The sequence below is a fragment of the Nocardia aurantia genome (assembly GCF_009604425.1).
In the GTDB taxonomy this organism is placed as follows: domain Bacteria; phylum Actinomycetota; class Actinomycetes; order Mycobacteriales; family Mycobacteriaceae; genus Nocardia; species Nocardia aurantia.
This window is the reverse complement of the sequence record NZ_WEGI01000011.1, coordinates 224,235-242,876: the sequence shown is the minus strand read 5'-3', so window position 1 is coordinate 242,876 and position 18,642 is coordinate 224,235. Positions and strand designations below refer to the sequence as shown.

The following is an 18,642-nucleotide window of genomic DNA, read 5'->3' as shown; positions in this document are numbered from 1 at the left end:
AAAGTTGATGCCCTGTTCGGTACGGCTACGCCGTGGTCGACAGTCCGCCGAGCGTGGCGCCGAATTATTTACTTAGCTTCTACAATTACTTGATTGCGGAAACTATACATACCCGGGACAAGTGTCCAGCAACCGCGGGGGATACTACAGCGGATTGCTCGGATCGCGTTCGGGGAGCGGACGTTCAGCGATGGGAGGCCGCGCCGACGGATTACGGACCCGGCGCTTGGCAGACTCGTACACCTGTACGGTCTCGGCGGCGACGACATCCCAGGAGAAGTCGGCGGTGAGGCGGGCGCGGGCCGCGCGGGCCCGGTCCTGGGTGGCCACCGGATCGTCGAGGACCGCGCACACCGCGTCGACCAGCCCGTTCACGTCGGCGGGCGCGAACGAGGCGCCGGTGACGCCGTCCACGACCAGTTCACCGAGACCGCCGGCGGTCGAGGTCACCAGCGGGGTGCCGGCGGCGGCCGCCTCCAGGGCCACGATCCCGAACGGCTCGTACCGGCTCGGCAGCACGATCGCGTCGGCGCCGTGCAGCCAGCCCAGCAGTTCGGCGTGGTCCAGCCGGCCGACGAAATTCACCGCGCGGGCCACCCGATGCACCCGGGCGCGCTCCTGCAGCCAATCGAATTGTGTTCCGACACCGGCGATCGTGAGCGTGGTGCCCGGATGCGCGCGCCGGATGCGGGGCAGCGCGGCGATCGCGTCCTGGATCCCCTTCTCGTACTCCAGCCGACCGACGTACAACAACCGCGGCGGCTCGGAGCGCGGGCCGCGCTCGCGAAAGGTCCACGCCCCCACGTCGATTCCGTTGCGGATCACCGAAACCCGCGCCAGCCCCGGCCCGTACAGCCGCTCGACCTCGTCCTGCATCGAGGCCGAACAGGCGATGAGCGCGTCGGAATCGCGGGCCAGCCACCATTCCACCGAATGCACCTGGCGGTTGACCCGGCCGGACACCCAGCCGCTGTGCCGCCCCGCCTCGGTGGCGTGGATCGTGGAAACCAATGGTACGTCGTAGTATTCGGCCAGCGTGATCGCCGAATGCGCCACCAGCCAGTCGTGCGCGTGCACGACCTCGGGGGTCCAGCCGTCGGCGATGCCCGGCTTGCTGAGCGCGATCCCGGCGCGCACCATCGCGTGGCCCATGGCCAGCGTCCACGCCAGCATGTCCTCGCCGAAGTCGAAACAGGGCGGATCCTCGGCGACGGCGACCACCAGCACGCCGTCCTCGATGAAGGAATGGGTCGGATGGGTGGAGGCGTCGGTGCCCATCGGCCGCCGCGCCAGCACCACCACCTCGTGCCCCGCCGCCGCCAGTTCCGTGGCGAGGTGGTGCACATGCCGCCCCAGCCCCCCGACGACCACGGGCGGATATTCCCACGACACCATCAGAATTCTCATGCTGGTCCCTCCGCCCGCGTCGGGGCGGTTGCCTCCGCCCGGGTCGGGCCGGTTGCCTCCGCCCTTGTCGGGCCGATTGCCTCCGCCCGCGTCGGGCCGATCGACTCCGCCCGCGTCGGGCCGATACTTTCCGCCCGGGCCGGGCCCATCGGCGCCGTGCCTACGGAAGCTACCGTCTCGCGGCCAACCACGCGAGGAGTAACCGAGCCGAGCCGGCGGGCGTCCAGCGCGGGGAACACACCGTCGGCGATCGCCCACCCGTCGGCCAGTTCCCGCGCCCGCGCGGTGTGCCCGGCGGCCAGCGCGCCGGCCAGCTCCCGCACCGCGTGCGCGTGCTGGTGGGCCCGGTCCCGGGCGTAATCGGCGGCGGAGTCCTTGCTGACCATGAAGGCCCAGTCGCTGGACACGGTCAGGATCGCCTCGCGCAACAGCTGATCGGCCACCCGGTCGCGCAGGCCGGCGCGGCCGGTCTCGGCGGCGTGCTTGTCCAGGGTGTCCAGCGCCAGCCGCACCACGTCGGCGTTGAGGTCCACCAGATCGCGCACCTGGTCACCGGCCCACACCCGCCAGTCCTTACCGGACCCCCAGGACGAGTCGGCCAGCGGGATCGGCTGTCCCACATACCCGTCCGCGCGCGCGTCGGCGAGGGTGCCGACGGTGACCCCGGCCTCGGGCAGGGCCCGCAGCACCTGTTCGAGCCACTGCGGGCCCTCGTGCCACCAGTGCCCGAACAGTTCGGTGTCGAAGGCGGCCACCACGAGCGCGGGCCGGCCGAGCCGTTCGGATTCGTCCCGCAGCCGCCGCCGGACGGTTTCGACGAAATCGGCGACATCGCGGCGCACCGTCTCGGCGGCGAGGCCGGGATCGTAGGGCGCCTTGTCCGGGCCCGCGACATGCTTGCCGGTGACCCGTGCCGGTTTCAGGCCGGTGGCGTGGTCGTAGTGATGAAAATCACGGTAGGCGCCGTGGCCCGGATAGCCCGATTTCGGCGACCAGACCCGATAGCTGACCTGGAGATCGCGCCCGAACGCCACCACGCCGGAATCCCACACCGGGCGGCCCAGTGCGGTGTCGCCGCGCAGCGCGGGACCGTCGACCATGAAATGGGTCACACCGGCCGTGGCGTAGCCGGATTCCATGCCGGGGGTGAAGCCGCATTCCGGCGCCCAGATCCCACCGGGGGTGTATCCCCAGCGGTACCGGGCATCGGCCAGGCCCTCGGTGAGTTGGAAGGCGCGCAGGCGCGGATCCAGCAGCGGCTGAAAGGGATGCGCCAGCGGGCCACCCAGCAGTTCGATCGTGCCGGCCTCGACCAGGCGCCGCCACACCGGCGAACCGCCGTGCCGCCAATGCTTTTCGAAGTCGGCGAGCGCCTGCGCCGCCTGCCGGTGCTCGTACCGGCCGAGCGCGACCTCGCCCGCGGCGGCGGCCTCGTCGGCGCGCAGTTGCCAGTTGCCGAGCCAGTGGTGCATGCCCGCGAGGCAGTGCGGATCGTCGAGCTGGGCCGCCAGCACCGGCGTGACGCCGAAGCTCAGCAGCCGCGAACGTCCTTCGGCCGCAAGCCTTCCCAGCATCCGGGCGAGCGGGATGTAGGTGGCCGCCCAGGACTGGTACAGCCACTCCTCACCGACCGGCCACCGCCCGTGCCGGGCCAGCCAGGGCAGATGCGAGTGCAGGACCAGCGCGAACCGGCCCGGTACGGGCCCGGCTGCCGTCACGGCTTCACCGCGCAGGCCACCAGGTCGAGGCTCGCGTCGATATCCGCGCCGATCAGCTCGAAATCGCCGGTGCGCACGGCCGCGACGTCGGCGGCCAGTTCCGCGGGCCACGGCTCACCGGCCAGCGCGCGCTCGATCTGCGCGTCGATCAGCGATCCGCCCCACTTCGCGTCCAGCGCCGCCAAGCGCGGGCCGTGGTGCACGCCGTCCATCGACTCGATCCGGAAACCGGCCTCCCGCAACAGTTCCGAGAGTTCGGCCGCGTTCAGCTCGCGGGTGTGGAACGGGTTGAGCGGGGTGTCGCGGCCCGGCGAGAAGGTGATCCGGTTCGGCGTGCTGATCAGCAGCCGGCCGCCCGGCCGCAGCACCCGCAGGCATTCGCGCAGGAAGGCAGGCTGATCCCAGAGATGTTCGATCACCTGGAAATTCACCACCACGTCCACGCCGGCGGTGGCCAGCGGCAGATCGGCGAGGTTGCCCCGCACCATCGCCACCCGCGGGTACGCCGCGCGGACGTGCGCGGCGGCGGCGATGTCGTAGTCCAGCCCGAGCACCGCCGTGGCGACCTCGGCGATCATGTTCGCGCCGTAGCCCTCTCCCGCGCCCGCCTCCAGCACGATCCGTCCGGCGCAGCGGTCCAGCAAGCGCGCGTAGACGATCTCGTGGCGGCGGAACCAGTAGTTCTCCTCCGGGATGCCCGGCACGGTCCGCTCGCCGGTGAGCGGCAGCGGTTCGATCGGCATGCCCGGCGCCGACGCCGGTGGGGAATAAGAGAGAGCCTCGCTCATCCTGCCGACGTTAGCGGTTGCCTTTATCACAACTGCCGCCCGACCCGGTCATGCCGAACATCACGCGCTAAGTTACCCTTGAGTAACTTAGCGTGGGGTAATGTCCGCAGAGAGCTGAACCAAGCCACACCGTGGACGTACGGCGATACCGATCGTGCGACCCCATCCACGTGCACACCGAACAGGAGGTCGACGCAGACCAATGCCGAACATCGTCGTACTGATCAAGCAAGTGCCCGATACCTGGTCCGAGCGCAAGCTCACCGATGGTGACTACACCCTCGATCGCGAGGCCGCCGACGCCATCCTCGACGAGATCAACGAGCGGTCCGTCGAATCCGCGCTGCAGATCAAGGAAGCACAGGGCGGCGAGGTCACGGTCCTCGCCATGGGCCCGGAGCGGACCACCGAGGCCATCCGCAAGGCGCTGTCGATGGGCGCCGACAAGGCGATCCACATCAAGGACGACGCCATCCACGGTTCCGATGTCGTGCAGACCGCGTGGGTGCTGGCCGGCGCGCTGGGCCAGGTCGAGGGTGTCGAACTGGTCATCGCCGGCAACGAGGCCACCGACGGCCGCGGCGGCGCCGTGCCCGCGATCATCGCGGAGTACCTGGGCATCCCGCAGCTGACCCACCTGCGCAAACTCACCGTCGACGGCGACAAGGTCACCGGCGAGCGCGAGACCGACGAGGGCGTGTTCAGCCTCGAGGCCACCCTGCCCGCGATCGTGTCGGTCAACGAGAAGATCAACGAGCCGCGGTTCCCGTCCTTCAAGGGCATCATGGCCGCGAAGAAGAAGGAAGTTCAGGTGTTCACCCTGGCCGACCTGGGCATCGACCCGTCGACCGTGGGTGTGGGCAACGCGGGAACGGCCGTCACCGGCGTGACCCCGAAGCCGCCGCGCACCGCCGGTCAGAAGTCCGCGGACGAGGGTGAGGGCGGCAATCAGATCGCTCAGTACCTGGTGTCCCAGAAGATCATCTGACACCGGCCCACCGACTTCGACGAACGTCCAGGAGAACAGAAATGGCTGAAGTACTCGTGCTCGTCGAGCACGCCGACGGCGCCCTCAAGAAGATCACCAACCAGCTGCTGACCGCCGCCCGCACCCTCGGCTCCCCCGCCGCGGTCGTGACCGGCGCGGCCGGCACCGGCGACAAGCTGGCCGACGCGCTGACCGCCGCCGGCGCCGAGAAGATCTACATCGCCGAATCCGACGATATCGAAGGCTTCCTCGTCACCCCCAAGGTCGACGTCCTGGCCGGCCTGGTGGAGTCCGCCTCCCCCGCCGCCGTGCTGGTCGCCGCCACCGCCGAGGGCAAGGAGGTGTCCGGTCGCCTGGCCGCGCGCATCGGCTCCGGCCTGCTGGTCGACGTCATCGGCATCGAGGCCGACGGCACCGCCAAGCACTCCATCTTCGGTGGCGCGTTCACCGTGGACGCCAAGGCCACCGGCGACGTGCCGGTGATCTCGGTGCGCCCGGGCGCGATCGAGGCGGTCGCCGAGGCCGGCGCCGGCGAGAAGGTCCCCGTCGAGGTGCCCGCCCAGGAAGAGGGCGTCACCAAGGTCGTCAACAAGCAGCCCGTGGTGGTCGGCGGCCGCCCCGAGCTCACCGAGGCCGCGATCGTGGTCTCCGGTGGCCGCGGCGTCGGCAGCGAGGACAACTTCCACAAGGTGATCGAGCCGCTGGCCGATTCGCTCGGCGCCGCGGTGGGCGCGTCCCGTGCCGCCGTCGACTCCGGCTACTACCCGGGCCAGTTCCAGGTCGGCCAGACCGGTAAGACGGTCTCGCCGCAACTGTATGTGGCACTGGGCATTTCGGGCGCCATCCAGCACCGGGCCGGCATGCAGACCTCGAAGACCATCGTCTCCGTCAACAAGGACGAGGAGGCGCCGATCTTCGAGATCACCGATTTCGGCATCGTGGGCGACCTGTTCAACGTCGGGCCGCAGCTGACCGAGGCGGTCAAGAACCACAAGGGCTGAATCCGGCAACCTGTAAAGGTAGCCAGCAACCGGTAGCCGGCAAACGGAGACCCCAGTCGAATTCGACTGGGGTCTCCGGCATTTCCGGACTTCCGGTACATCTCCGGACGTCACGGACTTACGGCCGTCTGGCTGAAAATCGACATACCAAGCGGTACATAACGTTTCGGTAGCTGTCTGCTCGATTTGCTGATAACGTCAGGGCTCATCGAATACCCGAGCCGGTTCCTCGGCAGGTAAGTACAAGAAGTGAATCTTCCTGTCCGGTATACCCGATTCGAGCGTTTGCACATGGCGGCGCAGTACCCGGCGCCGCCGACCCCTCCGAAGGATCCCGACCGCACGGTCGGCGAGTTGAGGAAAGGACAGGCGACCGGTCCGCCGGCAACGTGGATACCTGATGAATCAGACTACCGCCGTTACGATTTCGTGGATTCTAGGCGCATGCCTGGTACTGGCCGTCGCGGCCGCGCTCTACGCGTCGTACTACGCTGCACGGCAGTACGACCGCGCCGAGGCGGCCCGACGGGCCCTACAGACGCGCGCGGAAGAGTTCGAACATTTCACCGGCAGCACGATGCGCTACATCTCCGACTCCGCCCGCCGCGGCGAGACGCCGTTGGAGAAGCCCGTCGTCAGCACCGACCCCGACTTCGCCCATGCGCTACATCGCTTGGCGGACAACTATGTTCACGATATTCATCGGGTCCGCGCGGAGACCAGGGAGCTGACCCTGCGCGAGGCCGAGAGCGAGACCAGGGCGGCGGTGGCCCGCACCGAGCAGGCCGTCCGCGGCGACGTGGAGACCAGCGCCCGGGACGCGACCGGCGGCGCCGTGCGCGCCTTCGGCACCTCGGTGGTGAGCATCGGCGCCGACGTGAGCCAGGTGGTGAGCGTCGCGCTGCGCAAGCACCGCAGTGACGCGGTCTACGAGACGCTCATCCACATCGATCACAGCGTGCAGCAGATGATCCATCTCGCGCAGTCGTACGTGATCGTCTGTGGCGGTCTGCCCGGCCGGCGCTGGCCGCGGCAGCTGCTCACCGACGTGGTCGGCGGCGCGATCGGCCGAGTCCGGGAGTACACCCGGGTGCGCCCGCAGCAGCTCGACCGGATCGTCGTCAGCCGCGCGGTGGAACCGCTGGTGCACACGCTGGCCACGTTGCTGGACAACGCACTTCGGTATTCGCCGCCGAACTCCTATGTCGACGTCAGCTTCCAGGAGGGCCACCACGGCGTCACGATCCTGATCGACGACGCCGGCGTGCGGATGAACGCCGACCAGCTGGAGGAGACACGGGAGGTGCTGTCCGGCGAGCGGGTGGTCGACGTGCTCCATCTCGGACTCACCCCGCGAGTCGGGTTCCCGGGTGTCGCCGCACTGGCGCGGCGCTACGGGTTCACCGTTCATATCGACGGGCCCAATGCCTACGGGGGCATGCGTGCCATGGTGTTCGTTCCGGAGGCACTGCTGACTCCCCAGGAGTCGCCGGTTCCCACTCCGGAGGTCGCGACCCGCGAGGCGAGGGGCTCGGGACAGGAGCCGACCATCATCGAGCCCGAGACGGCCCCACAGAACGTTCCCGAAAGCACCAACGGCGGCCTGCCGCGCCGGCGCCGCCGGGCGGCGGCGCTGACCGCCGTACCCCACACTCCGGAGGTCTCGGGCGGATACGCGGAGGACGAGGGCCGTTCCGGCGGCGCCGAAACCCTCCCCCGTCCGGAGATCGCCGCGGAGTGGCGCATCGGCTCCCAGACCGGTCGCGCAGCCGCATACGAACACACCGAAGGATGACATCCTGATGGGTACACCTGGTTCTGCTGTTTTCGATACCAACAAACTGTCCTGGACACTCGACGAGCTCAACGTCCCCGGCGTTCGGTTCTCGGTACTGCTGTCCGAGGACGGGCTACGGATCGCGCACACCGGTGACATCACCGTCGATGACGCCGAACGCTTCTCGGCGGCGGCATCGGGCCTGCGCTCCCTGGGCAAGGCGCTCGGCGAATTCTGTGGTTCGACCGATACCGTCCGCCAGAACATGACCGAGTACGACGGCGGCATGATCTTCATCACGGCGGCCGGTCAGGGTGCGCTGCTGGGCGTTTCCACCACGATCGAGGTGGACGTCAGCCTGGTCGCGCACCGGATGAACGAACTCGCGGTGCGGGTCGGCCGCGAACTCGGTAGCTTGCCCCGGAAGGGGTGACCCCTCCCATGAACACCCCGTGGAGCGATCCCGATCTGGTCCGGGCCTATGTGCGAACGGGTGGGCGATCACGTCCCACCCGCGACATCGATCTCGTGACGCTGGTGACGGCGGCACTGGACCCGGCGGCCAACGCCACTCCCGATGCCCGGCGCGTGATGAGCGTCTGCGATCGGCGGGGTGCGCTGTCCATCGCCGAGATCGCCGCCTACCTCGACCAACCGCCGTCCGTGGTGAAGATCATCGCGTCCGATCTGCTGGACAGCGGTCATCTGACCATTCCCACTCCGGTCGATCACCTGCCGGAGGCCGCTTTGCTCGAGGAGGTACTGAATGGGCTCCGCGCTCTCGCCGTCTGAGCGCGCCGAGGTGGTGCCGCAACGCACCGTCGAATACGTGCCCGCGACTGTCACCCGTTCCGTGAAGCTGCTCGTCGCGGGCAATTTCGGAGTCGGCAAGACCACCTTCGTCAGCAGCGTGTCGGAGATCAAGCCGCTGCGGACCGAGGAGACCATCACCGAGGCCAGCATCGGCGTCGACGACATGGCCCATCTGCACGAGAAGTCGACCACCACCGTCGCCATGGATTTCGGGCGGATCACGCTGAATCAGCGGACCGTGCTGTACCTGTTCGGCACCCCCGGTCAGCAGCGCTTCCTGCCGCTGTGGGAGGAGTTGGCGCGGGGCGCGCTCGGCGCGCTCGTCCTGGTCGACACCCGGCGCCTCGACAAGGCCGACGAGGTGCTGGCCCATCTCGAGGAGCGGGGCGTGCCGTTCGCGGTGGCGGTCAACGAGTTCGACACGGCCCGCCGCTTCCCGCTGGACGACATCCGCGATGCGCTGGACCTGGAACAAACCACCCCGCTGATCAGCGTGGACGCCCGCGACCGCCGCACCTGCCTGCAGTCGCTGATCACTCTCGTCGAATTCCTGTTTCGTCGTCTGGAGCCCCATTCGTGACACAACACCCGGTAGACGATCGCCCGGTGCACCTCGACTCGCCCGGAGGCACCGCCGGTCCGCGCGTGCCGCTCTACACCCCCGAGTTCGCCGCCGATCCGCACGCCGCCTACGCGGAGATGCGCCACCGTTACGGCCCGCTGGTGCCGGTCGATCTCGCCCCCGGCGTCCCGGCGACGCTGGTCGTCGGTTACCGGACCGCGGTGCGAATCCTCAACGATCCCGACCACTTTCCCGCCGACCCGCGCATCTGGCAGAAGAACGCGCCGGCGGACTCGCCGATCATGGCGATGCTGGAATGGCGCCCGAACGCGTTGCGCAGCGCGGGAATCGAGCACGCGCGGTACCGCAAGGTCAACACCCACGCGCTCGACGGCGTCGACCTGCACGCCCTGCACGCCACCATCGAGCGGCTGGCCGTCCCGCTGATCAACCGGTTCTGTGAGAGCGGCAGCGCCGAACTGATCGCGGACTACGCCTTCCCGCTGACGTTCGCCGTGTTCAACGCCATGCTGGGCTGCCCGGACGAGCTCGGCGAGCGGATCGCGTCGAGTATCGCGATGGTGTACGAGGGTGTGCCCGAGGGCGGCGATCTGCTCACCGCGGCGCTGATGGAGCTCGTGAACCTGAAACGCGCTCATCCGGGTAACGACGTCGCCACCCGGCTGATGCAGCATTCGGCCAATCTCGACGACGCCGAACTGGCCAATCAGATCGTCACCCTCTACGGCGCGGGCACCGAGCCGGAGCAGAACCTCATCACCAACACCCTGCTGCTCATCCTCACCGACGACCGCTTCGCCGGGCGCGGCTGGCACGGACGCAGTCTGTCCATCTCGGACGCGCTGAACGAATTGCTGTTCACCGACCCGCCGATCTCCAACTTCAGCGTGTCCTACCCGCGGCAGCCGGTGTTCATCGAGGGGCAGTGGCTGCCGGCGCATCATCCGGTGGTCATCAGCCTGTCGGCGGCCAACACCGACCCCGAGGTCGGCGCCCGCGCGCACACCGGGAACCGATCGCATCTGGCCTGGAGCGCCGGCCCGCACGCGTGTCCCGCGCGTTCGATGTCGTACGTGATCGCGCACGACGCCATCGAGCAGTTGCTCGATGCCATCCCCGAGCCGCACCTCGCGGTGCCAGCCGCCGAATTGACCTGGCGGCCGGGACCTTTCCACCGTTCGCTGACCGCGCTGCCGATCACGTTCCCGAAGTCGCCGCCGCTGACGGTATGAGTCGCCGCCCCTGACGGCATGCCACCGGTCCCCGGAAATCGTTCCACCGGAACGTTTCCGGGGACCGCCCCGTCTCAGGCCACGCCGACGCCGGCCAGGTACGACCGCAGCGCCGTCAGCCGCCGCTGCCTCGGCTCGACGGCGACCGACTGCGGCGCGCTGATCTGCACCCGCAGCCGGCCCTGGAAGATGTTGACGAAATACAGTGTGGTGCCGGGTGTCTCGGCCAGGCCGACGGTGCCGGGCCGCCGCGGCCGGTGATAGATCGTGGCGTGGAAATCCTCGAATTCCAGGCCGTCCGGCACCGGGGGCGGCACGATCGTCTGCCAGTTGGTGGTCAGCACCGCGCCGGGGCCGTGCCCGGATATCGCGCCGAAGGCCTCCGGCAGCCGCAGGGCCGAATCCCGGACGGTGCCGTCGACCAGTTCGGCGCGCAGATTGTCGGCGAAGGCCCGGGCGATGTCCACCTGATCGGTGACCCCGGCCGGGGGCCGGAATCGGCCGATGCCCAGGACGGCCGTGCCCGCGGTGACCGGCGTCGGCGGCCTGGTCACCGCGCGCATGTTCATCGGATAGTGGAAGCGGATGCCGTCCGGGGACAGGCCCAGGCAGTCCGCCTCGGCCCGGACGATCGCGGCCGTCACCAGGCTGTTGACCGTCACCAGTTCGCGTTTCGCGATCTCGACCAGATGCTCGGTCTCCGCAGCCGTCAGGCGCAGCGACAGGATGTTCGGCACCGAACCGGCGGCGACCGGTTCCGGCGCGCGCGGCGCCGATCCGGTCCGCCGCTCGGGGGGCCGGCCGGACAGCAGTTCCTCGGCCGAGGCCGGGAACTCGTGCGGCACGACCATGAAGGTGCGGTTCTCCGTCAGATCGGTGTAGTACGACCACATCTGGGCCAGCATCGCCGAGGCCGACAGGGCGTCGGCGATGCAGTGGTGCACGAGCAGGGTCACCACCGCGCGGCGGCCGTCGCGGACCACGTACAGGCCCGCGAGGGCGTTCTCCGGATCCGGGTCGGCCCCGGCCAGCGGCTCGTCGAGCCGGCCGTCGCGGACGGACGCGGCGAGCCGGGGACCGGGAGCGGGCGCAACCAGGTTGTGGCCGTGGCCGTCCCAGCTCAGACAGGCGGTGAGTACCGGATGACTGTCGAGCAGCGCGTCGAACGCGTCCGCCAGGGTGTCGGTGTCGAGCGTGCCGACCGTCCGCAGGGACAGCCCGATGTACTCGCCGAACCCGACGAACATCTCCTCGCTCGGCGCGAGCTGCCTGATCTTCGAACCGTGTTGGGCCGCAACGGTGCTCATTGTCCGCCGTTCGCCTCGCGCAGGCCTCCGATTTGGGTCACCAGGTCCGACAGGCTCTGCGCGGGCGGCACCGCCGCCGTCATCAGGGTGACACCGAACATGTGCTCGAGCTGGGTGACGGCACGGAGTTGCTTGATCGAATCCGCCCCCTCGATGTGCAGCAGAAGGGTCTCCGGTTCGAGAGCATCGGCGGGGACGTCGAATTCCCGGGAGATCACCTCGACGACGGACTTCCACAGTTCGTCGGTCCGCAACGATTGACTGGTCATGGTTCCCTACTTCTCGCGTGATTTTCTCGGTGACGTCTCTAGGCGGGCGCGGCGGTGGCGTACCGGCTGCGCACCAGGGACCGCTGCCATTTCCCGCTGGTGGTACGGGGAATCGAGCCCGGCTCCAGCATCGCGACGCGGATCGCGCCCGCGCCCACCCCGAGCGCGTCGACGACCACCGCGCGGATCTGCCGCTCGACCGCGGGTGCCCGCTGCGGGTCGTCGCATTCGGCCGCGACCAGGATGTGCTCGGTCTCCGCGTCGTGGACCGCGACGGCCACGCAGCGCCGGCGGTGGACGCCGGGCACGCTGCGCGCCACCTCCTCGACGTCCTGCGGAAACAGGTTGTGCCCGTTGACGATGATCATCTCCTTGGCCCGGCCGGCGATGAAAAGCTCACCGTCGTCGACGAATCCGAGATCACCGGTGCGCAGCCAGCCCTCGTCGAACAGCGCCGCCGTCGCCGCCGGCTCGTTCAGATAGCCGGTGGTCAGATTGGGTCCCCGCAGCTGGATCTCGCCGAGTTCACCCGGACCGGCGGCCCCGGCCGGACCCATGATCCGCAGGGACATGCCCGGCAGCGGAGAGCCCAGCGCGACAACGGCTTTCGCTGCGGCCGAGGCCGGATCGACCGGGGCGGCCAGCCGCCGGTCGGCGAGGATGTCCCGATCGACGTGCAGCACGCGCGGCGCGCGGCCCGGAACCCGGAGCGTGACAGCGAGGGTCGCCTCCGCCATGCCGAAACACGGGTACATCACCCCCGGGCCGACCCCCCAGGGCGCCAGCGCGTCGGCGAACCGCCGGATCGTGGCCTCCCGGATCGGCTCCGCGCCGTTGAACGCCAGCCGCCAGGCGCTCAGGTCCACCGGTGCGGACATCCGGTCCACCGTCCTGATCACCAGGTCGTAGGCGAAGTCGGGCCCGGAGGTGATCGTGCCGCGGTGCTCGGCGAGGTAGGTCAGGTAGCCGGCGGGGTCCCGGACGAACGACAGCGGGCTGTGGACGTGCACGTCCGCGCCGGCCAGCGTCAGGGCCAGCGGCGCGAACAGGCCCATGTCGTGGTAGTGCGGAACCCATTGCACCAGAACATCTTCCGGGCCGATTCCGGCGGCGGTCGCCAGCCCGTGCGCATGCGCGAGCACGGCCGCGTGGGTCAGCACGACGCCCTTGGGATTTCCGGTACTGCCGGAGGTGAACTGGATCACCGCGGGTGAGCCGGGTGCGACGTCCGGCAGCCCCGCGGTTCCGCCCCCGTCCAGTTCGCGCGGTGTCCAGCAGGTCAGCCCCGGGTGCCGGGCCCGCAGCGCGGTGCCCAGATCGGCCAGATCCGGTTCGACGATCAGATGCCGGATGCCCGCGGCCTCGATGATCCGGGCGTAGCCGGCCACCTCGGTGTCGAGGTCACCACGCACCGGCCGCAGGGCCAGGGCGGTGGCGGCGGCGCCGGCGGCCATCACGCCGATCATGCTCTGCCAGATGTTCGTTCCGGGAATCGCCAATACCGCGACCACGTCGCCGGGACCCACTCCCGCCGCCCGCAGTGCGCGCGCGACGCGAAATCCGCCCTCGCACATATCGATCAGCGTCGTCTCCGCTCGAATCTGCGGGAAATACCAGTGCGACCGGTCGGATTTCCGGGCCGCCGCGGCGAGCGCATCGGGAATGGTCATATCCGCGAACGGATCGTGGTCCGGGCGTGGCGACGACACGACAGTCATGGGTGGTCATCCCTTTCACTTGCGGCGGGGTTCCGCCACGACTTCGAGTCGGGTGAATGTCCGGACGACGCTGGAATTCTCACGCTGCGGCGGAGCGGCGAGGCGCACACTGTCGTAACGTTGTGCCAGTGCCCGGAAGGCGGCCTCGGCGACGGTCAGCGCGAAAGCGGCTCCCACACAACGGTGTGTTCCGGTGCTGAACGAGAGAATTCGCCGCGGATCCACGCCGCCGGTGCGGAAACGGTCCGCGCGGAAAGTGTCCGGCTCGGGGAAATGCGCCGGATCCCGGCCGAGCGCGCCGTAACAGACCAGGACAGTGGTGTCCTGCGGAATACGCATACCGTTCAGGGTCGTGTCGGCGACCGCGAACCGGGTGCCGAGCTGGACGGGCGGGTCGTACCGGACGATCTCCTGGACGAAGGAGGCGAGCAGCGCGTCGTCGGTGCGCAACCGCGGGAGCAGGCCGGGCTGCTCGCACAGGGCCGCGATCCCGGCGCCGAGCAGGGATACGGTCGTGACGGCCCCCGCCGCGAACAGGAAGGCGATGGTGCCGGCCAGACCGTCCTCGTCCTCGGCCGGCCAATCCCGGGCGAGCTCCGCGACGATGCCACCGCCGCCGTGCCGCTGCCCGGGCAGCATCCGGTTCCGGATGTACGCGTCCAGCTGCTCCGCTTTGGTATTCGCCGCCGCCAATCCGGGGTCGGGCGGATTGTGCGGGTTGTAGGCGAAACCGGCGGAGTCCAGTAGCGAGAACACGAACGGTATGTCCGACGGTGGGATGCCGCAGAGCTCGGCGATGACGGCGTTCGGAATCGTGGTGAACGAGTGCGTGGCATCGGCGATGCCGTCCTGTTCCCGCGGCTCCAGATCGGCGCCCGCAGCGGCGTGGCGCTCGAACAGCGATCGCAGCGCCACGACATTGGCGCCGGTGAACATTCGCAACAGCAATCGCCGGGCGCGCAGATTGTCCGGCGGATTCTGGTACAGCAGAATGTTGTACAACGCGACGACCGCCGGATGATCACGCCAGCCCGCCAGTGCCCGGTCCGCATAATCCTTGTCGGGCACGTGAAAGCGCCGCGGATCGAGCAGGACCTCCGAGCACGCCTCGTATCCGGTCACCAGGACACTGCGGGAACTGATCGGATAGACCGGCGAATGTTCGCGCAGCGCCGCGTAGGAGCGGTGCGGATCGACCCAGCCGGACGGTGTGAACAAATCCAGAAGGGCATTGGTGGCAGCGAATTCGACCACGGGCGCCCGGGTTTCGAGCATGCGGTCCGGGGTTGTCGAGCTCATGGCGGTGATCCCCAATCGGTAATCGGTCTCGATCCACCTGGGGACAGAGCTCTGCCCTCGTAGCGGCGATCGAGAAGTAAATCGAATACGGCCGAAGTTTCCCAGCCGTGTAATCGAACCTCCTTGGCACCACCGTTATTCGGATGAGCGGGACCGATCCTGATGATGGCGCGACAAAACAAACTCCTTGCGCAACAATGCCTTTCTGGCCGAATCCCTGCGGTCCATGACAGACCCGGGGACAGCATAGCACGACACGCCCGCAACAAGTGGTGCGGCCGTACAGTTTTCGCGCAGCATCCGGCGAGCGACCGAGTCGCTACCCGGTTCCGGCCGGAATCTGAAACACACTGCACCGCAAGTATTTCGGCTCATCCGAGCGACATTCGGAATACCGTCACCCACTCCGGGAAACCATCTTCCCCGGATGCGTTCCCTCCCTGACCACTCGATCAGGGGTCTCGACTCCGGCCATCTGTTCAGACTCAAACAACATGCGCTGTAGGCACTTTCGCCGCCGCCTCGGATCCGGACGCGACGCTGCCGTTCGGCGGCACAGGCGCCGAGATCGGACCGCCTCCGGCCTGCCCCCGATTCCGGGGGCGCCGTCCGCACGCGATCTGCCGCGCGCCCGATCCGGCGCCGCGCACCCCGCCCGATCCGCCGGATGTCGCAATCGTGCTACTTGTCCGCAATCGAGGATCAGGCGCCCGCCCGCCGCGCGCCCCGGCCGCCGCATCCGCCCGCACCCCTTCTCCGGTCGTACGGACCGCTCATCGATCCCTACGGACTTTGTCCCGCACCCAACGTTCGCCGATCCATGGACCACCGACCGGCAGGCGGCTGTGCTACCGGGCCCGAGTGAGCGACGGCGGGAACGACCGTAGATTTCACGAAACGGACACATTTGAAGTGTTAAGGTTTCAAAATGGGGTGCCGCGGGCCCCGACCCGCCCGGAAAGGAACAGCGCCATGCGAGTTCTCGCTGTCACCCTGATCACCGGAGCCCTGCTCTCCGGTGTGCTGACGATCGACGCGTCGGCCGCGCCCCCGGTCCCGATCGCCGCCGGACTGCCGTTGACGGCGGAATACCCTGACGCGGAACAGATCACGATCGGCAGCGGCTCGAGCGCCACCCCGGCGATCCCGTTCAGCCTGCCCGGCGCGCTCGTCACCGGCTCCGCGACCGAATCGGCCGGCCTGCGCTGGCTGGGCTGGTGCTACACGGTGGGCGCCTGCGGGGTGCGCTGACATCTATTCCGGCGCGGCGGATTCGCCGGGCCCCGGCTCGTCGGTCGGGGGGTCGGCGCGCACACCTTGCAAGGTGGTCAGCAGCGTGTCCAGGATCGGTGACGGCCGGGCGTCGGTGCGCAGCACCGCGGAGACCGGCACCCGCAGCGGCCGCCCGGCCAGCCGCAGTGTCGCGATGCCCTCGGTGGCGCTGTCGGCATAGAGGATGGTCCACGCGTCGGGCCGGTTGACCAACTCCATCGTCGCGGTGTGATCCGGCGGGATCGGCGGGCCGTAGGCCGGGCGGCCGGGCAGATAGGCGGCGCGCACGATGTTGTGCAGCAGGATCTGTTCCTGCTCCGGCGGGAGCAACAGTGGATAACCGCCGAGATCGGCGAGCGTCACATTCTCGCGGCCGACCAACGGGTGGGCCGTCGACACGGCGATCACGAGGTTCTCCACCCACAGTTTCCGGACCGTCAGACCGGGGTGATCGACGCTGCCGCGGATGAGAGCCATATCACAGTCACCGTCCGCGACGGCCGCGATGCGCTGCCGGAACGGCTTGATGACGAACTCGATCTCGGCCCCCGGATGGGCGGCCCGCGCGGCGGCGATGGCCGACAGCGACCGGGTTGCGAAGGACATGTTCGCAGCCAGGCGAATTCGCGGGCCGGATGCTCGCACAGCTGCGCGGATCGCCGATTCCAGGCTGAGCATCTGTTTGGCAAGGGGAAGTAGCCGGGTGGTCGCGTCGGTGGGAACCACGGACCTGGTGGAGCGCTCGAACAGCTGTGTGCCAAGATCGTGCTCGAGCCGAGCGATCTGATGACTGATAGCTGATTGCGATATGAAACACCGCGCGGCGGCCCGGCTGAAGCTGAGTTCCTCGCACACCGCGACGAAGTAAGCGAGCTGCCGGAGTTCCATCGAGATCTCCATTCATGAACGATCTAGATAAGAGTCATCTGAATTATGCGCCCTGACCCGCGGAACAGCCAGATTCGGAATCGCGTTTACTAATGGCAGAAGGAGGAGGTCATAGTGGACGAGGATCTGCGGGTCCAGCACGACATCGAGACCACCGATGTGGTCATCGTAGGGTCGGGCTTCGGCGGACTCGCCGCAGCGAAGCAATTGAGCAAATCGAGGGTGAACTACGTCCTGATCTCGAGCACGCCGGAACACCTGTTCCAGCCACTGCTCTATCAGGTTGCCACGGGCGTGCTCCCCTCCGGCGACATCGCGCCGCCGATCGCCGACATCCTGGACGGCCGCCGGCACCGCAACGCCGACGTACGGCTGGGCACCGTCGTCGATCTCGACGCGGACGCCGCCGTGCTCACCTACGACACACCCGAGGGGCCGCGCCGGATCCGGTACTCCTCGCTGATCGCCGCCACCGGCGCGAGCCAATCCTATTTCGGCCGTGACGATTTCGCCGAGAAGACCTATTCCCTGAAGACCATCGCCGATGCCGAGCGGCTGCGCGCGCAGATCAAGCGCGCGTTCGACGAGGCCGCGCACGCCGACGCGGAGACCCGCAAGCGGCTGCTGAGCTTCGTCGTCGTGGGCGCCGGGCCGACCGGCGTCGAGGTCGCGGGTCAGCTGAAGGAACTGTCGAAACGGCACTACCACGAGGACGTCTCGGTCACCCTGGTCGAGGGCGCGGGCGCGGTGCTGCCCCCGTTCGGCGGCAGCCTGTCCGAGTACGCGCTGAAGTCGTTGAGCGGCAACGGTGTCGACGTCCTGCTGGACACCTTCGTCACCGACATCGACGCCGGCAAGGTCACCGTCAAGAGCAAGGACGGCGTGGAACGGCTGATCGCGGCCGAGACCGTGGTCTGGTCGGCGGGCGTGCAGGCCGGTGGCTTCGCGAAGCTGCTGGCCGAGGTCACCGGCTGCGCGACCGACCGCGCGGGCCGGCTGCTCATCAACCAGGACTGCACGGTCGGCGGCCATGCCGACATCTACGCCATCGGCGATATGACGTCGCTGAACGGCTACCCGGGCCAGTCGCCGACCGCGATGCAGGAGGGCCGGCACGTCGCCGACATCATCCGCCGCAAGAAGCAGCCGGGCACCCCGTTCCGGTACAAGGACAAGGGTTCGATGGCGGTGATCAGCCGATTCAGCGCGGTCACCAAGCTCAGCGACAAGCTGAAGTTCACCGGCACCCTGGCATGGCTCACCTGGCTGGCGGTGCACCTGTTCTACCTGGTCGGGTTCCGCAACCGGTTCGTCGCCGTGCTGTCCTGGCTGGTGGCGTTCATCGGTACCGGGCGACCCGGATTCCAGGAGGCCGACCGGCAGGCGCAGGCGGTCCCGATACCGCAGCAACGCGCGGCCTGACCGCATTCGCCCGCCTACGAGGCCCTCCGAACCGGATCGGTGCGGAGGGCCTCGCCCTATTTGCCACTCCCACACGGCAGTCGGCCGCGCGCCTCCGGCACGGTCGTGCCGCGCATGCCCGGCAGGGCCACTGCCGCACCCCCCGCGCGGCCGTGGCTAC

At 68.9% G+C, this 18,642-nt stretch carries 17 protein-coding genes; 9 read left to right on the top strand and 8 right to left on the bottom strand.

The features are described from left to right. Positions 1–144: 144 nt before the first annotated feature. From NRB56_RS25460 to NRB56_RS25450, 3 genes are read right to left on the bottom strand one after another with little or no spacing between them, the layout of a single operon-like run. Positions 145–1,407, bottom strand: coding sequence for a glycosyltransferase family 4 protein (locus tag NRB56_RS25460; RefSeq protein ID WP_153346438.1), 1,263 nt, complete (start codon positions 1,405–1,407; stop codon positions 145–147). Next, positions 1,404–3,125, bottom strand: a complete 1,722-nt coding sequence (locus NRB56_RS25455) for a glycoside hydrolase family 57 protein (RefSeq protein ID WP_319943506.1) — start codon at positions 3,123–3,125, stop codon at positions 1,404–1,406. Before NRB56_RS25455 ends, NRB56_RS25460 begins: the two co-directional genes overlap by 4 nt. Continuing rightward, a complete protein-coding gene (locus tag NRB56_RS25450) occupies positions 3,122–3,913 on the bottom strand; it encodes a class I SAM-dependent methyltransferase (protein ID WP_227838330.1) in 792 nt (263 codons plus the stop codon). The genes NRB56_RS25455 and NRB56_RS25450 overlap by 4 nt, the downstream gene beginning before the upstream one ends. A 202-nt stretch (positions 3,914–4,115) precedes the next feature. Here NRB56_RS25450 and NRB56_RS25445 point away from each other — a divergent pair, with 202 nt between their 5' ends. The 7 genes from NRB56_RS25445 (at position 4,116) to NRB56_RS25415 (ending at position 10,307) form a co-directional block, all read left to right on the top strand. Then, positions 4,116–4,901, top strand: coding sequence for an electron transfer flavoprotein subunit beta/FixA family protein (locus tag NRB56_RS25445; protein ID WP_153346436.1), 786 nt, complete (start codon positions 4,116–4,118; stop codon positions 4,899–4,901). A 41-nt stretch (positions 4,902–4,942) separates the two neighbouring features. Beyond that, complete coding sequence (locus NRB56_RS25440) at positions 4,943–5,902, top strand: electron transfer flavoprotein subunit alpha/FixB family protein (protein WP_153346434.1); 960 nt, start codon at positions 4,943–4,945, stop codon at positions 5,900–5,902. Between the two features lie 400 nt (positions 5,903–6,302). Next, positions 6,303–7,697, top strand: a complete 1,395-nt coding sequence (locus NRB56_RS25435) for an ATP-binding protein (protein WP_153346432.1) — start codon at positions 6,303–6,305, stop codon at positions 7,695–7,697. Between the two features lie 7 nt (positions 7,698–7,704). Continuing rightward, positions 7,705–8,112, top strand: a complete 408-nt coding sequence (locus tag NRB56_RS25430) for a roadblock/LC7 domain-containing protein (RefSeq protein WP_153346431.1) — start codon at positions 7,705–7,707, stop codon at positions 8,110–8,112. Between the two features lie 8 nt (positions 8,113–8,120). Next, entirely contained in the window at positions 8,121–8,471 is a 351-nt protein-coding gene (locus NRB56_RS25425; protein ID WP_153346429.1) for a DUF742 domain-containing protein, read from the top strand. After that, positions 8,446–9,072, top strand: a complete 627-nt coding sequence (locus NRB56_RS25420; RefSeq protein ID WP_153346427.1) for a GTP-binding protein — start codon at positions 8,446–8,448, stop codon at positions 9,070–9,072. The genes NRB56_RS25425 and NRB56_RS25420 overlap by 26 nt, the downstream gene beginning before the upstream one ends. Positions 9,073–9,098: 26 nt before the next feature. Next, a complete protein-coding gene (locus tag NRB56_RS25415) occupies positions 9,099–10,307 on the top strand; it encodes a cytochrome P450 family protein (protein WP_319943505.1) in 1,209 nt (402 codons plus the stop codon). Positions 10,308–10,381: 74 nt separating this feature from the next. Here NRB56_RS25415 and NRB56_RS25410 read toward each other — a convergent pair whose 3' ends face one another. Genes NRB56_RS25410 through NRB56_RS25395 form a run of 4 tightly spaced genes read right to left on the bottom strand, consistent with a single transcriptional unit; the run spans position 10,382 to position 14,900 of the window. After that, positions 10,382–11,614: a phthiocerol/phthiodiolone dimycocerosyl transferase family protein gene (locus NRB56_RS25410; RefSeq protein ID WP_153346424.1), complete on the bottom strand. Its 1,233-nt coding sequence runs from the start codon at positions 11,612–11,614 to the stop codon at positions 10,382–10,384. Then, positions 11,611–11,883 carry an acyl carrier protein gene (locus NRB56_RS25405; RefSeq protein ID WP_153346422.1) on the bottom strand — a complete coding sequence of 91 codons (273 nt, stop codon included), beginning with the start codon at positions 11,881–11,883 and terminating at the stop codon, positions 11,611–11,613. The genes NRB56_RS25410 and NRB56_RS25405 overlap by 4 nt, the downstream gene beginning before the upstream one ends. A gap of 38 nt (positions 11,884–11,921) precedes the next feature. Continuing rightward, positions 11,922–13,601: an AMP-binding protein gene (locus NRB56_RS25400; RefSeq protein WP_153346420.1), complete on the bottom strand. Its 1,680-nt coding sequence runs from the start codon at positions 13,599–13,601 to the stop codon at positions 11,922–11,924. Between the two features lie 15 nt (positions 13,602–13,616). Further along, positions 13,617–14,900 carry a cytochrome P450 gene (locus NRB56_RS25395; RefSeq protein ID WP_153346417.1) on the bottom strand — a complete coding sequence of 428 codons (1,284 nt, stop codon included), beginning with the start codon at positions 14,898–14,900 and terminating at the stop codon, positions 13,617–13,619. Positions 14,901–15,872: 972 nt separating this feature from the next. On the opposite strand from NRB56_RS25395, the gene NRB56_RS25390 reads away from it, so the two are divergent. After that, positions 15,873–16,151: a hypothetical protein gene (locus NRB56_RS25390; protein WP_153346415.1), complete on the top strand. Its 279-nt coding sequence runs from the start codon at positions 15,873–15,875 to the stop codon at positions 16,149–16,151. A gap of 3 nt (positions 16,152–16,154) precedes the next feature. Here the strand turns inward: NRB56_RS25390 and NRB56_RS25385 are convergent, their stop codons facing one another. Continuing rightward, on the bottom strand, positions 16,155–17,060 hold the full coding sequence (locus NRB56_RS25385; RefSeq protein WP_153346747.1) for a LysR family transcriptional regulator: 906 nt from the start codon (positions 17,058–17,060) through the stop codon (positions 16,155–16,157). A 114-nt stretch (positions 17,061–17,174) separates the two neighbouring features. Between NRB56_RS25385 and NRB56_RS25380 the strand changes: the two genes are divergently transcribed. Next, a complete protein-coding gene (locus tag NRB56_RS25380) occupies positions 17,175–18,482 on the top strand; it encodes an NAD(P)/FAD-dependent oxidoreductase (protein WP_319943504.1) in 1,308 nt (435 codons plus the stop codon). Positions 18,483–18,642: the final 160 nt, after the last annotated feature.

Bases quoted from the DNA above. Each gene is read 5' to 3' on its own strand.
- NRB56_RS25400 (WP_153346420.1), bottom strand. From the start codon at position 13,601: ATGACTGTCGTGTCGTCGCCACGCCCGGACCACGATCCGTTCGCGGAT.
- NRB56_RS25420 (WP_153346427.1), top strand. From the start codon at position 8,446: ATGGGCTCCGCGCTCTCGCCGTCTGAGCGCGCCGAGGTGGTGCCGCAA.
- NRB56_RS25390 (WP_153346415.1), top strand. From the start codon at position 15,873: ATGCGAGTTCTCGCTGTCACCCTGATCACCGGAGCCCTGCTCTCCGGT.
- NRB56_RS25440 (WP_153346434.1), top strand. From the start codon at position 4,943: ATGGCTGAAGTACTCGTGCTCGTCGAGCACGCCGACGGCGCCCTCAAG.
- NRB56_RS25435 (WP_153346432.1), top strand. From the start codon at position 6,303: ATGAATCAGACTACCGCCGTTACGATTTCGTGGATTCTAGGCGCATGC.
- NRB56_RS25395 (WP_153346417.1), bottom strand. From the start codon at position 14,900: ATGAGCTCGACAACCCCGGACCGCATGCTCGAAACCCGGGCGCCCGTG.
- NRB56_RS25450 (WP_227838330.1), bottom strand. From the start codon at position 3,913: ATGAGCGAGGCTCTCTCTTATTCCCCACCGGCGTCGGCGCCGGGCATG.
- NRB56_RS25460 (WP_153346438.1), bottom strand. From the start codon at position 1,407: ATGAGAATTCTGATGGTGTCGTGGGAATATCCGCCCGTGGTCGTCGGG.
- NRB56_RS25410 (WP_153346424.1), bottom strand. From the start codon at position 11,614: ATGAGCACCGTTGCGGCCCAACACGGTTCGAAGATCAGGCAGCTCGCG.
- NRB56_RS25430 (WP_153346431.1), top strand. From the start codon at position 7,705: ATGGGTACACCTGGTTCTGCTGTTTTCGATACCAACAAACTGTCCTGG.
- NRB56_RS25405 (WP_153346422.1), bottom strand. From the start codon at position 11,883: ATGACCAGTCAATCGTTGCGGACCGACGAACTGTGGAAGTCCGTCGTC.
- NRB56_RS25385 (WP_153346747.1), bottom strand. From the start codon at position 17,060: ATGGAACTCCGGCAGCTCGCTTACTTCGTCGCGGTGTGCGAGGAACTC.
- NRB56_RS25445 (WP_153346436.1), top strand. From the start codon at position 4,116: ATGCCGAACATCGTCGTACTGATCAAGCAAGTGCCCGATACCTGGTCC.
- NRB56_RS25425 (WP_153346429.1), top strand. From the start codon at position 8,121: ATGAACACCCCGTGGAGCGATCCCGATCTGGTCCGGGCCTATGTGCGA.